We start from the raw sequence: 14,202 nt of genomic DNA, 5'->3' as shown, positions 1-14,202 counted from the left end.
TCCCCTCTCCCCGCAAGCGGGGCGAGGGGATTCTTGCGGGCTAGCCCAGTGCCACGGGTGTGGCGGCGGCGGGGATCATGCCGGCCGTTTCGGGGCGCGGGGGCAGCGTGGCCTCCGCCTCCGCCCGCGCCACCCCGCGCTCACCGAAATGCGGCACGGCCTCCTCGAACACCGCATCCGCCGCAGCCCGGTCCCCCGCCGCCACGGCGGCACGCAGGCGGGCGAGCCATGCGTCGAGGCGAGCCCGGTCGGCGAAGATCGGCTGGGCCGCCATCACCCCCTCGATCCCAGGCAGGCCGATCCGGGGCTCCTCCCGGGCGAACAGGATCTCGTTGAGCCGCTCGCCGGGCCGGGCGCCCGTATAGGCGATCTCGATCTCGCTGCCGGGCTCGAACCCCGCGAGGCGGATCATCCGCTCGGCCAGCTCGGCGATGCGCACCGGCTGGCCCATCTTCAGCACGTAGACCGCGGCCCGGTCGCCCCCATCCGCCCGGGCCTCGCCATCGGCATGGGAGGCGGCGGTGAGGACGAGGTCGCAGGCCTCCCGCACCGTCATGAAGTAGCGGACCATGTCCGGGTGGGTCACCGTCACCGGGCCGCCCCGGGCGATCTGCGCCTTGAACACCGGCACCACCGAGCCCGCCGAGCCGAGCACGTTGCCGAAGCGCACGGCGATCAGCCGGGTGGGGTGCCCGGGAATCCGGGCCTGCTCGGCGTCGAGGGACTGGGCGATCATCTCGGCGAAACGCTTGGTGACGCCGAGTTGCGACACCGGCTCGATGGCCTTGTCGGTGGAGATCATCACGAGAGCCCGGGCCCGGGCCGCCACGGCGGCCTCGGCCACGTTGAGGGAACCGAAGACGTTGGTCTTGATGCCCTCCTGCCAGTCCCGTTCGAGGAACGGCACCTGCTTCAGGGCCGCGGCGTGCATCACGTAGTCGGGCCGGAAGGCGGTGATCACCTCCAGGGTGCGCTCCCGGTCGCGGATGTCGGCGATGACGCCGCTCACCTCGGCCTGCGACTCCAGGATCGCCGGGTGGCTGAGGATGCCGTGGAGTGCCGGCTCGGAGGATTCGAGCACCAGCACGGCGGCGGCGCCGAAGGCCACCGCCCGCAGGCAGATCTCCGAGCCGATGGAGCCCCCGCCCCCCGTCACCACCACCCGGCGGCCGGCGAGGAAGCCCTCCAGCCGCGGCCGGTCGATGGCCACGGTGGGGCGCAGCAGCAGGTCCTCGATCTCGAGGGGGGCCAGCTCCGGCCCCTGGGTCCCCTCCCCCAGCCCAACCACCCGGGCCAGAGGCAGGCCGAGGCGCCGGGCCCGGGCGATGAGGTCGTCGGGGGCGGATTCCGGGGCGAGCGCGCTCGGCGCCGCCACCAGCCGCCGGATGGGTTCGCCCCGGGCGCCGCCATCCATCACCACCCGTTCGAGGTCCGCGAAGCCGCCGAGGACGGGCACGCCCCGCATGTACTGCCCGGCCTCGTTGCCCCGGGGCGACAGGATGCCCCGGGGCGAAAGCTTCTTCACCGCCCCGGTCTCGATCGCCCGCAGCAGCACGTCGATGTCCGACCCGCGGCCGAGCAGCAGGGTCGGCACGGTGGCGGCCTTCGCGTTCGACTGGCGGGACCGTGTGTATTTCAGGTAGCGGAACGCGAGGCGTGTCCCGCCGAGCAGGAAGATCTGCAGCACCCAGTAGAGTAGGATCGCGATCTTGCCGAAGAAGTAGAAGCCGTACAGGTCCGACGAGACCAGCACCCAATCGACCACGAGGAGGACCAGGGCCAGCACGCTCGCCGCGCGGACGATCCCCGCGAGGTCCGGCAGGGAGGCGAAGCGCCACTTGGTGCGGTAGAGGCGGAAGCGGGCATAGACCAGCCCGGCAACCACGAGGAACGGCGGCAGCAGGAGCGGCAGGGCGTGCAGGCGCTCGGCGAGCATCGCGCCCTGGAAGCGGAACAGGAAGGTCAGGACCACGGCCGCGACGGTCGCCGCAAGATCGTGGGCCACCATCACCGCGGTCTTGGCGAGGCGCTGCTGCATCGGATCGGCCGGGGGTATCCGCCCCGGGGCCGGGTCTGTCAACGGATGCGCCGTCACGCCCTCAAGCTTGCACCGTCGTTGCGAGCGTCAGCGACGCAATCCAGGGCAGCGGGACGGCCTGAAGCTTAGGCGCATCCCTGGATCGCTTCGCTCCGCTCGCAATGACGGAGGGAGAAGGTGGCCCCTCACGCCGGCGCGAAGTGGCCCCGGTAGCGCGCGCCGATCCGCTCGATCGGCAGGGCGACGAACACGTCCGTGGTCCCGAACTGGCGGTCGATCACCGCGCCGTCGCCGAAGGTCGCGCCGAGGCGCAGGTAGCCCTTGATGAGCGGCGGCAGGGACTGAAGCGCCGCCTTCGGGTCCACCGCCTCCTTCGAGAGCCGGTCCATCCGCACCGCTCGCTCCGGCAAGGCGCAGGCCCGCCACGCCTCGGGGGCGCGGGCATGGTGGTGAAGGAACGACAGGGGCAGGGCGAGCTGGTCCGGATCGGTGCCCTCCAGGGAGGCGCAGCCGATCAGCGCGTCGATCCGGTGGTGCAGGACATAGGCGTAGATGCCCTGCCACAGGAGTTCCACCGTCCGTTTGCCCCGGTAGGGCTTCAGGACGCAGGAACGCCCGAGTTCCAGGAGCCGCTGGCCGCCCTGCGCGGCGAGGACGGGAGAGAGGTCGTACTCGCTCTCCGAGTAGAAGCCGTGATGACGCTCGGCGATCTCACCCCGCAACAGGCGATAGGTGCCCACCACCTTCGGGCGGGGCGCGCGGAACGGGGTTTTGGCGGGCTTGGTCGCGGCGTGGTCGAGGACCAGCAGGTGGTCGCAGAGGGAATCGTAGGCGTCCGCATCCCGGCGCGACAGGGAGGCGAGGCCCGTCGGCACCGCCGACATCTCCTCGTAGAACACCTTGTAGCGCAGGCGCTGGGCCCGGCGGATCTCCGAGCGGCGGGTGGCCAGCCTCACCTCGAGGCTGCCGATGCGCCCCAGGCTGCGGCCATTGAGCCCGTCGCAGCCCGGCTCGGGCAGGCGGATCGCGTCGGCCTCCGCCAGGACGTCGGCGATGTCGGTGGGGGCGGGCCGCCGCTTCAGCTTGGCCAGGGGAGAGGTCACGCCCCACTGGACGCCCCGGTGCAGCCCGGCGCCCAGGGCCGCATAGGCCTCGCGGTGGAAGAGATTCGTGGCCATGGCCCCCTCGCGTCGCGCGCCCGTCGGAACGCTGCGAGATTCGACATCAGCATGCCGGGGGCACGGCTTTATGACAGTCTCCCCGCCATGCTCCCCGCCATGAAAACGCCCCGGCCGCGGGGCCGGGGCGCTCCCTCACAGGGAGGTCCTGCCGGGGATTACGCCGCCTTCTGGACGGCTCCCTCCACCTGACCCTCGATCACCGGCGTAGCGGTGCCGCGGGTGGTGGCGATCTCGATGCGCCGGGGCTTCTTGGCCTCCGGAACCTCGCGGACGAGATCGACGTGGAGCAGCCCGTTCTCAAGGACGGCACCGGTCACCTGGACGTGGTCGGCAAGCTGGAAGCGGCGCTCGAAGGCCCGGGCGGCGATGCCCTGGTGCAGGAACTCGGCGCGCTTCTCCGCCTCGGCCTTGCGCTCACCGCGCAGGGTCAGGGCATTCTCGCGGACCTCGATGGACAGGTCTTCCTCAGTGAAGCCCGCCACCGCTACGGTGATGCGGTAGGCGTTCTCGCCGGTACGCTCGATATTGTAGGGCGGGTAGCTCGGCGCGGTCTCGGCGCTTGCGAACTGATCCAGGGCAGAGAACAACCGGTCGAAACCGACGGTGGACCGGTAAAGGGGAGCAAGATCGAACTGACGCATGACACATCCTCTTTAAAGAGCAACATGTTGGTGTGGTCCGCCCATTGGGCCGGACCGGTCTCAGGTGCCGCCTGACGGCCGGCACGGGATTGATATCGGGGTGGCAAATCGGGGTCGCAAGACCCCTTTGCCCCGGGATGAAACGGATTTTTCCCCATGTGCGGCGGATGCTGCGAGAGGCCGCGCTGTTATTGTGAAACGCCGCGGGCACGCCCGCGCCGGGGCGGGACAGGGAGGCGGTGGGCGTGAGACGGTTCGACGGACGGGGCGGGGCCGAGCCCCCGCTGCTCACCCTGCGCGACACGCCGGACAACCCCGCGCCGCCCGGTGGAACCCTCGTGGCGGCGGGAACCCGGGACGATTGCACTCTCCGGGTGGCCACGTGGCAGCCGACGTCCCGGACCTGCCGGGGCACCGTCACCCTCCTCCAGGGCCGGGCGGAGTTCATCGAGAAATACTACGAGACGATCCGGGACCTGCGCGCCCGCGGCTTCGCGGTGGTGGCCTTCGATTGGCGGGGCCAGGGCGAGTCCGACCGGCGGGTGGACGATCCCCACAAGGGACACGTGGCCCGGTTCGACGATTACCGCCTCGACCTGCTGGCCGTCGCGGACATGGTCCTGGCGGGGATGCCGCAGCCGCACCTGTGCCTTGCCCATTCCATGGGGGGTTGCATCGCCCTCACCGGTGCCCTCGACGGCTGGTTGCCGTTCCGGCGCCTCGTGACGGTGGCGCCGATGCTGTCGATCCGGATGATCCGCGCGCCGGCGGCGGCCTCCCTGCTGGCGCGGGGGCTCGACCGCCTGGGATTCGGGAGCCGCTACATCCCCTTCGGCAAGCCGGTCTCGATCGCCACCAATCCCTATCCCGGCAACCGCCTGTGCCGGGATCCGGCCCGCTACGCCCGCAACGCCGCGGCGGCGCGGCAGGTGGGCGCCGGGGCGGTGGGCGACCCGACCATTGCGTGGCTCGCCGGGGCGTTCCGGGCGATGGCCCGCCTGCGCGACCCCCGGGCCGCCCCACGGATCACCTTGCCCACGCTGATCGTCGCCGCCGGGGCCGACCCGGTTTGCGGCACGGCGGTGACCGAGCGCTTCGCCGCCCGGCTCAAGGCGGGGCACATCCTGGTCCTGCCGGATTCCCGGCACGAGATCCTGAGCGAGCGCGACGCGATCCGCCAGGACTTCTGGGCGGCCTTCGACGCCTTCATGCCGGGCAGCGCCCTCCCCACCCCCGCCGAGGTGGAGCGCCACGCCGCCCCGGTGCCGGTCTAGCGGGATCCCAAAGGACGGGGTCCTTTGGTGGGGTCCAGGGGCGAAGCCCTTGGGAGCGCCGCTACCCCGCGAGGTCCCCGTCGATGTCCCGGGGGCGGACGTAGTGTTCGAGGCGCCCCTGGCCCGGCCTGACCGCCGCCCAGGTCGCGGCCTCGAAGGCGATCACCGCGAAGGCCGCCGTGGGGAATTCCGATGCGAGCAGGGCGCGCAGGCCCCGCGGCCCCTCGCCCACGAGCGCCGCGGCGAGGTCGCCGAGGCCGGGATTGTGGCCCACGACGATGAGCGTCCCCGCCTCGTCCGGCGCGGCGCGGACGGCGTTCAGGATGTCGGCGGCGGCGGCCTCGTAGATCTCCGGCACCGTCTCCTCCCGGGGGGCGCCGAGGGCGCCCTTCACGGCGGCCCAGGTCTCCCGGGTGCGCTGGGACGGGGAGACGAGGGCGAGGTCCGGGCGCAGGCCCTCCCCGGCGATCCGGGCCCCGACCGCGGGCGCCGCCCGCCGGCCGCGCTTGTTCAAGGGACGATCGAGGTCGCGCATGCCCGGCGGACGGTCGGACTTGGCATGGCGCAGGAGGATCAGGCGGCGCATCATCCCTTCCGCCCGTCGCGCCGGGTCAGGAAGGCGAGTTTCTCGAACAGGCTCACGTCCTGCTCGTTCTTCAGGAGCGCCCCGTGGAGCGGCGGGATCAGCTTGCGGCCGTCCTGCTCGCGCAGGGTTTCGGGCGAGACGTCCTCGGAGACGAGGAGCTTCAGCCAGTCGAGCAGTTCGGAGGTCGAAGGCTTCTTCTTGAGGCCCGGCACCTCGCGGGTCTCCAGGAAGACCCGCAGGGCCTCCTCGACGAGGCGGTGCTTGATGCCGGGGTAATGCACCTCGACGATGGCGCGCAGCGTGTCGGCGTCGGGGAAGCGGATGTAGTGGAAGAAGCAGCGGCGCAGGAACGCGTCCGGCAGCTCCTTCTCGTTGTTCGAGGTGATGATCACCACCGGCCGGCGGACGGCCTTCACGGTCTCGCCGGTCTCGTAGACGTGGAACTCCATCCGGTCGAGTTCGGTCAGGAGGTCGTTGGGGAACTCGATGTCGGCCTTGTCGACCTCGTCGATCAGCAGCACCGGCCGCTCGGGGGCGGTGAAGGCCTCCCACAGCTTCCCCCGGCGGATGTAGTTGGCGATGTCCGAGACCTTCGGGTCCCCGAGCTGTGAGTCGCGCAGGCGGGAGACCGCGTCGTACTCGTAGAGCCCCTGCTGCGCCTTGGTCGTGGACTTGACGTTCCAGACGATGAGCGGGGCGTTCAGGCCCTTGGCGATCTCCTCGGCCAGCACGGTCTTGCCGGTGCCGGGCTCGCCCTTCACCAGGAGTGGGCGCTCGAGGGTCACGGCGGCGTTCACGGCCGCCGTCAGGTCGGGGGTGGCGACGTAGGTGTCGGTGCCGGAAAAGCGCATCGCGGTCTCGGAGGCTGGCCTGAGGCCACGGGTAACGCGGGGTGCAGCACGGCTGCAAGCGTCAGACCTTGCGCCCGTGGTGGAGAGAGCCCGACCGGAAAACCGGATTCATCCCTGCCCCGACCTCATCCTGAGGTGCCGGGCGTGCCGGCCTCCACCGCCGTCTTTGCGAGCGAAGCGAAGCAATCCAGGGATCCGCTCCGTTCTGAGATGTCCCGCGTCCCTGGATTGCTTCGCTTCGCTCGCAAAGACGGTGAGGATGTCGTCGATGGTGGAGAAACCTCGTCTCCTCCGAAGGACTTTCGCAGCAGCCTGCTACCCCTTCTCGTGCCAGACGCAGTTGCGGGCCAGGATCTCCAGGTTCACGTCGGACTTCACCGGCTGCGGCAGGGTCTTGCCGTCCATGGCGAGGTCGATCTTGATCTCGACCTGCCCCTTGGTCTCGTTCGAGCGGCGGGAGAAGTAGCAGTACTGCTGGTAGGGCTGCTCGGAATTGTCCTTGAAGTTCCAGCCGGTGACGATCTGCCCGTCGAGGTAGGGCACCTGCTTGAACACCGTGAAGGTCGTGTTGACCTGCGCCTTCGAGGCCGGGGACGCCTGCTCGCCGAGCTGCGCCTTGGTCGGCGTCGGGGCCCCGGCCGCCTTGGGCAGGCCCTCGAGCTTGAGGGTGTTGTCGGTGAGCGTGACCTCGCCCTTGGTCTTCAGGGTCACGTCGGAGAGGGCCGCCTGCATCGCCTTGGCGATCTTGTCCGCGGCGGTGTCGAACTGGTTCATGGTCGCCCAGCCGTAGGCCGCCGCGCCGATCCCGGCGCCGGTCAGGCCCAGGAAGGCGCCGAGCCCCAGGGCCCGGAGGAGGAAGGCCCGGGCGGCGACGTAGCTCGAATCCGCCCGCAGGCGCCCGTTCACCTGCTGCGCGAGGGCGATGTTCTCAGGGGTTCCGGAGGCGACGTAGTTCATGCGCCTGCTCCCGCGGCAGGAAGGGTCGGCCCGGCCAGGCCGTGGTTCGGGTTGGTCTGACCCGGCAGGCTCTGGGTCGGCTGCGGCTGCGAGGACACCGGGCGGTTCATCGGAATGACCGCCGCCGCCGTGGGCGGCACCGTGGCGGCCCGCACCACGGACGGGTTGGAGCGCAGGGCGTCGGCGATGGCGTCGAGCATGTACGGCGCCGCCTCGGGGTTCACCGCCGCGCCGAGATCGTCCTCATCCATGAAGGTCCGCCGGGTCGAGACCGCGCAGAGCGCCAGGATCGTCGAGGCGAAGGCTGCACACAGGGCCGGCAGGAACACGAAGATGCGCAGGAAGGCGTGAACCTGCTGCTCGGTGACGTCGATGGGATCGACGCCGTAGACCATTGCCGTGAAGGAATGCAGCTGCGAACGGTTCACCGCGTTCCGGTAGGCCTGCTCGGTATCGGCCACCTTCCGGTCGGCGGCGCCGCGGTCCAGGGCGGCGCGGTCCTTGCGGGCCGCCTCCAGGTCCTTCACCAGCACCGTCCGGTCGGCGCTGGCCTTGGTCACGCCCGCCGACAGGGCGGCGACCCGGGGGTCGGCCACGCATTTCAGGTTCTGGTAGCGCTTGCCCTTCGAGTTGGTCCCGAAGACCCGCTCGCAGCGCTGGGCGGGCAGCCCGGCGAGCTGTTGGGCATTGTCGCCGGCCCGCTTTTCGATCTGGTCGAGTTCGGACGTGTACTGCGCGACGCGCTCGTCGGCCGCCCGGATGCGCTCGTCGATCGTCGCCCGGTCGGCCTGGGCGTCCTTCAGGGCGGTCTTGGTCCGGGCCGCCTCCATCAGGCGGGGATGGAACATCATCTCGCCGAGCTGCGAGACGGATTTCGTCGTGACCCCCGCCGCGAAGATGATTCCGAGGATCGCGAGGCCGCGCACGAAATAAGAGCGCTGCGTCCGGGCCAGGATGCCGAGGGGCACCCGGCACAGCTCCACCGCCGCGTAGACCAGGGGCGCCAGCAGCATGAAGTAGAAGGCGTGCCAGTCCCCGTCGCTATAGACCCCCGCGAAGAGCCACGCGCCGGCAAGGGAGGCGCCGATCACCATGAACTCGACCAAGTAGGCGATGCCGACGTAGCCCCACTTGATGCGGTAGCCCTTCTCGACATGCCGCTGGTGTCGCCAGCGATCGGACTCGAGCTTCCACTCCCGGCGCTCGCGGGCGATCTGGCGGCTCGGCAGGGCCTCTGGGGGCCGCTCCCCCCGTGAGAAGATCGACTTCAGCGAATTCATCGGCCTCGTCACACGCAGCGCGCGATTGTCACCGGGCGCAGTACACCTCTTAATTGTTTCCGTATGCGGGCATTGTGCCGATTTTACGCCTCGCCCACCGGAACTGAAGGGCGCGGTGCTGCGTGAGCGCAAATGTCTCAGCTTGGCACACCCGACGAGCGTCTTCGCCAAGTCCACGGCCGTTGAGCGATTATATTCCAGGCGATGCAACCCTATGCTGCGGCGGCGTGCTTTTCGACACGGCCCCGCTCCGGCGGCTGTTGCCCGGTCATCTCCCAGCGCCCATGATCGCGCGGCCTTCCGGCTCCCCGACGACACGAGGTTCGATCCGCCGCCGATGCCCGAAGTCCATGCCGGCTCCTACAAGGAAGCGATCCTGTTCCTCGTGACGGCGGGTATCGTGGTCCCGCTGTTCCACCGGCTGCGGATCTCCCCGGTGCTCGGCTTCATCGGGGCGGGGGCCCTGCTCGGGCCGTTCGGCCTCGGGCGGTTCGCGAATCAGTGGCCCTCCGTCCACCTCTTCACCATCGGCAACCGCACGGAGATTTCGCACCTCGCCGAGTTCGGCGTGATCTTCCTGATGTTCATGATCGGCATCGAGCTGTCATGGGAGCGGCTGCGGACCCTGCGGCGGCTCGTCTTCGGCCTCGGCTCCCTTCAGGTCGGGTGCTCGACCCTGATCCTCGGGGCCATCCTGTACGGGCTCGACGTGCCCCTGACCGGGGCGGTGATCGTCGGCGTCGGGCTGGCCCTGTCCTCCACAGCGGTGGTGCTGCCGGTGCTCGCCGAGCAGCGGCGGCTCAACACACCCACCGGGCGGGCGAGCTTCGCGGTGCTGCTGTTCCAGGATCTCGCGGTCGCCCCCGTCCTGTTCGCCATCGCGGTGCTGGGCCGCGACTCGGGCACCGACAAGGGTCTCGCCCTGGCCCTCGCCCTCGGGCAGGCGGCGGTGGCCCTGGTGCTGATCGTGGTGGCGGGGCGCCTCGCCCTGCGCCCCCTGTTCCAGCTCGTCGCCCGGACGCGCTCGACCGAACTCTTCATGGCGGCCTGCCTCCTCGTCATCGTCGGCACGGCGCTGACGGCGGCGGCGAGCGGCCTGTCGATGACGCTCGGCGCCTTCGTCGCCGGGCTGCTGCTGGCCGAGACCGAGTATCGCCGGGCCATCGAGGCGACGATCGATCCGTTCAAAGGCCTGCTGCTCGGCGTGTTCTTCGTCTCGGTGGGGATGAACCTCGATCCGGAGCAGCTCATGGCCTCGCCCGGGGCGATCCTCGGCCTGTCCCTGGCCCTGGTCCTGATCAAGGCCGGCGTGGTGGTGATGGCCGCGCCCATCCTCGGCCTGTCGCGGGGGGTGGCGCTGGAGGCGGCGCTCCTCCTCGGGCCCGGGGGCGAGTTCGCCTTCGTGCTCATCGGCGGCGCCATGGCGACGGGTCTCGTGCCGGAGGAGGTCGGGGCCGCCGCCCTGATCGTCACCACGGTGACGATGATCCTCATCCCGGCCCTCGCTTCCATCGGCCGCCGGATGGGCCGTCACGCCGCCGCTGCCGCCAAGGGCAAGGTCGTGTCGGAGCCGCTGCCGGAGAAGGTCGAGAACCGGGTCATCATCGCCGGGTACGGGCGGGTGGGCCGGCAGGTCGGCGAGATGCTCTCCCGCCACCGTATCCCCTACATCGCCCTCGATTCCGATCCCGCCCGGGTGGCCGAGCAACGCCGGGCCGGGGCACCGGTCTATTTCGGCGATTCCGGCAACGTCGAGATCCTCCGGCACAGCGGCATCGACACCGCCCGCGCCCTGGTGGTGACCCTCGATACGCCGCGCTCCGTGGAGGAGGCCGTCACCGCAGCCCGGAGCGAGCGGCCGGACCTGACCATCGTCTCCCGGGCCCGGGATGCCCGGCACGCCGCCGCCCTCTACGAACTCGGCGTCGATGACGCGGTGCCGGAGACGATCGAGGCCTCCCTGCAACTGTCGGAGGCGGTGCTGGTCGATGTGGGCGTGCCGATGGGCCTCGTCATCGCCTCGATCCATGAGCGCCGGGACGAGTACCGGGCGCTGCTCAAGAAGCGCGAAGGCGAGGCGAAGCCGATCTTCCGGGCCCGGCGGACGGTGGGCAAGGCGCAGCCGAGGGTCGAGGCGGAGAAGCGGGAGCCCGCAACGCGGGTGGAGAAGGCAGCCGGCCAGTCGGTGTGAGACTTACGGCAGAGTGGATGTCGCGTCCCACCCGGGGACCGTGACAAGGAACGGGGCTTCTCCCCGGCTGGGCAAGGGAGAGCCCCGCCCCTTCCGATCACCCATCGCGGATGACGAACCCGCCGCCTAAGCCGGGGGCGGGGCCGCTTCCTCACGGGTGACGTTCCGGCGCGGTGCGCGGGTGCGGGCCACGGGTTCGTAGCCTTCGGCGAAGCTGCAGCGGTAGGTAATCTCGTCGGGCGCGCCCAGGCCGGTCACCAGGGGCACCGTGACGAGGTCGCCCTGGAAGCGCCAGCCGCGGGCACCCTTGTCCCAGTAGAGCCACACCGTGCCCGGGTAGCCGCGCAGGCTGAACACCGCCGCCTTGCGCGACAGCGCCTGGACCGCCCGCGGCGCATACATCCCCCTGTCCCTGTAAGCCGCCCGCGTCGCCTCGGGCTGCCGGTCCATGAAGGTGTTGCGCACCACTTGAATCGTCGCACCCGGCTTCGCTAGAAACCGTTTGAACTCGGGTAAACTACGCAGGATGACCGCCACGGCAGGTCTCCTCGAAACCGGCTCTCGCCCGCAGGATCGCGGACGCGCCACCGTTCGGGATGAAGTGGGGTGATTCCCGTGACGGTTTAAGTGACTGCGCGAGTCTCTCGTGCCAGGATATCAACAGGATTCGAGACTTATACCCAGATTCAGGGCTTAGAAGCCGAGTCCAGGGGTCTCAGCGGTGTCCAAAAGTCTTCCGCAGCGCGGCAATACACTTCCTGCCGAACCGCCAAGACTCTGTCCCGATTCGGTCCGATTCGCCCGGTCCGCTGCGAAGACTCATCTCGCACTGCAAAGGTCGCCCGTCCGTGCGAATCTGCTGCGGACGCTCACCGGGGGTGCTGGCCGCCCCTTGACCCGGTTGCCAGGCTGGCGCGTTGTCGGGACATGCTGCTCCAGTTCTTCACGGCCCTGCGCGAGGCGAAGGTGCCGGTCACCCTCAGGGAGTACCTCGTCCTCCTGGGCGCGCTGGAACGCGACCTGCCGGGCAAGAGCGTCGAGGAGTTCTATTTTCTGTCCCGCACGGCTCTGGTGAAGGACGAGGCGCATCTCGACCGGTTCGACCGGGTCTTCGGCACGGTGTTCAAGGGCCTTGAGACGGTGGGCGAGGCCGTAGAGGCCGTGCCGATCCCGGAGGAATGGCTGCGCAAGCTCGCCGAGAAGCACCTCACCGAGGCCGAGAAGGCGGAATTGAAGGCGCTCGGCTGGGACAAGCTGTTCGAGACCCTGAAGCAGCGCCTCGCGGAGCAGAAGGAGCGCCACCAGGGCGGCTCGAAATGGATCGGCACCGGGGGCACATCCCCGTTCGGGGCCTACGGCTACAATCCTGAGGGGATCCGGATCGGGCAGGACGGGAACCGCAACTTCCGGGCGGTGAAGGTCTGGGACCGGCGGGATTTCCGCGATTTCGACGACAGTGCCGAGATCGGCGCCCGCACCATGCGCCTCGCCCTGCGCCGCCTGCGCCGGTTCGCCCGCACCGGCGCGGCGGACGAACTCGACCTCGACGACACGATCCGGGCCAGCGCCCGGCAGGGCTATATCGACGTGAAGATGCGCCCCGAGCGGCGCAACGCGGTGAAGGTGCTGCTCTTCCTGGATGTCGGCGGCTCGATGGACTGGCACGTGGAGCAGGCCCAGGCCCTGTTCTCCGCCGCCCGGTCGGAGTTCAAGCACCTCGTCCATTTCTACTTCCACAACTGTATCTACGAGGGCGTGTGGACGGAGAATGCCCGGCGGCACGAGGCGCGCACGCCGCTGCTGGACGTCATCCGCACCTATGGAAGCGACTACCGCCTCGTCTTCGTGGGCGACGCCTCCATGAGCCCCTACGAGATCGCCGCGCCGGGGGGCTCGGTGGAGCACTGGAACGAGGAGCCCGGCGCGGCCTGGCTCGGGCGCCTCTTGGACCACTTCCCCAGGGCGGCGTGGCTCAACCCCATCCCCGACACCCACTGGGCCTACACCCAGTCCATCGGCATGGTGCAGCGCCTGATGGCGGGCCGGATGTTCCCCCTGACCCTCGAAGGGCTCGACGCCGCGGCGAGGGCCCTGGTGAGGTAGGGGGGTTCCAAAGGGCTTGCCCTTTGGGGGGCGGGGCGGAGCCCTGCTTTTCCCAGGGGCCTTGCCCCTGGACTCCACCTAAAGGACCCCGTCCTTTGGGATCCCCTTCTTGCCTCAGCCCTGCTGGGCGGGGGTCGTGACCTTCAGGCCGTCGAGTTCGGGGGTGATCTTGATCTGGCAGGACAGGCGGGAATTCTCGCGCACGTCGGTGGCGAAATCGAGCATGTCCTGCTCCATGTCCTGGGCCTTGCCCACGGCGTCGATCCACTCGCCGTCGACGTAGACATGGCAGGTGGCGCAGGCGCAGGCGCCGCCGCATTCCGCGTCGATGCCGGGCACGTTGTTCCGCAGAGCCGTCTCCATCACGGTGGCGCCGACGCTGCCCTCGACGGTGCGTTCCGTCCCGGCGTGATCGACGTAGGTGATCTTGGGCATGCTCAAGGCTCCTCGTGCGCGCAGGACCGCGTGGCGGCTCGGCGGACGGCGGTGACTGCTTGGCGGCTCGGAAGGCGGAAAGCAAGCGGATCCGCGCGCGCAGGCGCCATCCCCCGGGGCGACCTTTCGAAGCCTCAACTCCCCGCGTCGATCTCTGTGGCCGCGTCCGCGACCGCCGCCGCCAGGGCTGCGACCGCCGCCTCCGCCCCCGCATCCCCGGCCCGGAGCCCGTCCTCCGCCGCCCCGGCGAGGGCGTGGACGCGTTTGGCGCCGACGCCTGCGGCCGAGCCCCGGATGGTATGGGCGATCTCGGCCCGGCGGAGGCCGGGCAAGGACCGGTCGCCGAGCTCCGCCACGAGGCGGCGGCTCTCGCCCGCGAACAGGGCCAGCACCTCGCGGGCGAGGTCGTCATCCCCGCCGGTCTGGGCATCGAGGGCGACACGGTCGATCTCAGCCACCGCAAACCCCGCAATCCACATGGTATCGCCGGGCAGGGCGACCCCTCGCCTCGCCCTCGGGCCCTATCCCTGGCACGATAGTGGGACCCACCGGGCCGCCCTTGGTAACCATTTCGTTAATGATTGCTGGGGTCGGCCGCCCGTGCCGCTATCCGGACAGGGTGCCGGAATTTAGGCTCGAGTGGTAAACGGGAAGTTGCGTCTTCG

The 14,202-nt window shown here is 70.2% G+C and carries 13 protein-coding genes; 3 read left to right on the top strand and 10 right to left on the bottom strand.

Features of this window, described 5'->3' with window-relative positions; genetic code table 11:
• Window positions 1-40 precede the first annotated feature (40 nt).
• The 3 genes from MFF22_RS11440 to MFF22_RS11430 all read right to left on the bottom strand — a co-directional run bounded on the left by MFF22_RS11440 (window position 41) and on the right by MFF22_RS11430 (window position 3,860).
• A complete protein-coding gene (locus MFF22_RS11440; protein ID WP_238249092.1) occupies window positions 41-2,038 on the bottom strand; it encodes an SDR family NAD(P)-dependent oxidoreductase in 1,998 nt (665 codons plus the stop codon).
• A 185-nt stretch (window positions 2,039-2,223) separates the two neighbouring features.
• A complete protein-coding gene (gene olsB, locus MFF22_RS11435; RefSeq protein WP_238249091.1) occupies window positions 2,224-3,216 on the bottom strand; it encodes a l-ornithine N(alpha)-acyltransferase in 993 nt (330 codons plus the stop codon).
• A 158-nt stretch (window positions 3,217-3,374) separates the two neighbouring features.
• A complete protein-coding gene (locus MFF22_RS11430) occupies window positions 3,375-3,860 on the bottom strand; it encodes an Hsp20 family protein (RefSeq protein ID WP_238249090.1) in 486 nt (161 codons plus the stop codon).
• A gap of 284 nt (window positions 3,861-4,144) precedes the next feature.
• Between MFF22_RS11430 and MFF22_RS11425 the strand changes: the two genes are divergently transcribed.
• Entirely contained in the window at window positions 4,145-5,134 is a 990-nt protein-coding gene (locus MFF22_RS11425) for an alpha/beta fold hydrolase (RefSeq protein ID WP_238249162.1), read from the top strand.
• A 61-nt stretch (window positions 5,135-5,195) separates the two neighbouring features.
• On the opposite strand, the gene MFF22_RS11420 is transcribed toward MFF22_RS11425, so the two are convergent.
• The 4 genes from MFF22_RS11420 to MFF22_RS11405 all read right to left on the bottom strand — a co-directional run bounded on the left by MFF22_RS11420 (window position 5,196) and on the right by MFF22_RS11405 (window position 8,808).
• Window positions 5,196-5,720, bottom strand: coding sequence for a SixA phosphatase family protein (locus MFF22_RS11420; protein WP_238249089.1), 525 nt, complete (start codon window positions 5,718-5,720; stop codon window positions 5,196-5,198).
• Window positions 5,720-6,571 carry an AAA family ATPase gene (locus MFF22_RS11415; protein ID WP_238249088.1) on the bottom strand — a complete coding sequence of 284 codons (852 nt, stop codon included), beginning with the start codon at window positions 6,569-6,571 and terminating at the stop codon, window positions 5,720-5,722. The genes MFF22_RS11420 and MFF22_RS11415 overlap by 1 nt, the downstream gene beginning before the upstream one ends.
• A gap of 315 nt (window positions 6,572-6,886) precedes the next feature.
• A complete protein-coding gene (locus MFF22_RS11410) occupies window positions 6,887-7,528 on the bottom strand; it encodes a hypothetical protein (RefSeq protein ID WP_238249087.1) in 642 nt (213 codons plus the stop codon).
• A complete protein-coding gene (locus MFF22_RS11405) occupies window positions 7,525-8,808 on the bottom strand; it encodes an ATPase (protein ID WP_238249086.1) in 1,284 nt (427 codons plus the stop codon). The genes MFF22_RS11410 and MFF22_RS11405 overlap by 4 nt, the downstream gene beginning before the upstream one ends.
• A gap of 337 nt (window positions 8,809-9,145) precedes the next feature.
• Here MFF22_RS11405 and MFF22_RS11400 point away from each other — a divergent pair, with 337 nt between their 5' ends.
• A complete protein-coding gene (locus MFF22_RS11400) occupies window positions 9,146-10,999 on the top strand; it encodes a cation:proton antiporter domain-containing protein (protein WP_238249085.1) in 1,854 nt (617 codons plus the stop codon).
• A 126-nt stretch (window positions 11,000-11,125) separates the two neighbouring features.
• On the opposite strand, the gene MFF22_RS11395 is transcribed toward MFF22_RS11400, so the two are convergent.
• Window positions 11,126-11,536, bottom strand: coding sequence for a hypothetical protein (locus tag MFF22_RS11395; RefSeq protein ID WP_238249084.1), 411 nt, complete (start codon window positions 11,534-11,536; stop codon window positions 11,126-11,128).
• A gap of 390 nt (window positions 11,537-11,926) precedes the next feature.
• On the opposite strand from MFF22_RS11395, the gene MFF22_RS11390 reads away from it, so the two are divergent.
• On the top strand, window positions 11,927-13,102 hold the full coding sequence (locus MFF22_RS11390; RefSeq protein ID WP_238249083.1) for a vWA domain-containing protein: 1,176 nt from the start codon (window positions 11,927-11,929) through the stop codon (window positions 13,100-13,102).
• Window positions 13,103-13,216: 114 nt separating this feature from the next.
• Here MFF22_RS11390 and MFF22_RS11385 read toward each other — a convergent pair whose 3' ends face one another.
• Both MFF22_RS11385 and MFF22_RS11380 read right to left on the bottom strand, forming a co-directional pair.
• Window positions 13,217-13,537, bottom strand: a complete 321-nt coding sequence (locus tag MFF22_RS11385) for a 2Fe-2S iron-sulfur cluster-binding protein (RefSeq protein ID WP_238249082.1) — start codon at window positions 13,535-13,537, stop codon at window positions 13,217-13,219.
• Window positions 13,538-13,671: 134 nt separating this feature from the next.
• Window positions 13,672-13,995 carry an Hpt domain-containing protein gene (locus MFF22_RS11380; protein WP_238249081.1) on the bottom strand — a complete coding sequence of 108 codons (324 nt, stop codon included), beginning with the start codon at window positions 13,993-13,995 and terminating at the stop codon, window positions 13,672-13,674.
• Window positions 13,996-14,202: the final 207 nt, after the last annotated feature.

This window comes from Methylobacterium persicinum (genome assembly GCF_022179525.1).
GTDB classification, from domain to species: Bacteria; Pseudomonadota; Alphaproteobacteria; order Rhizobiales; family Beijerinckiaceae; genus Methylobacterium; species Methylobacterium persicinum.
Note: the sequence above shows the minus strand (reverse complement) of the source record. Positions and strands in the feature narration are given on the sequence as shown.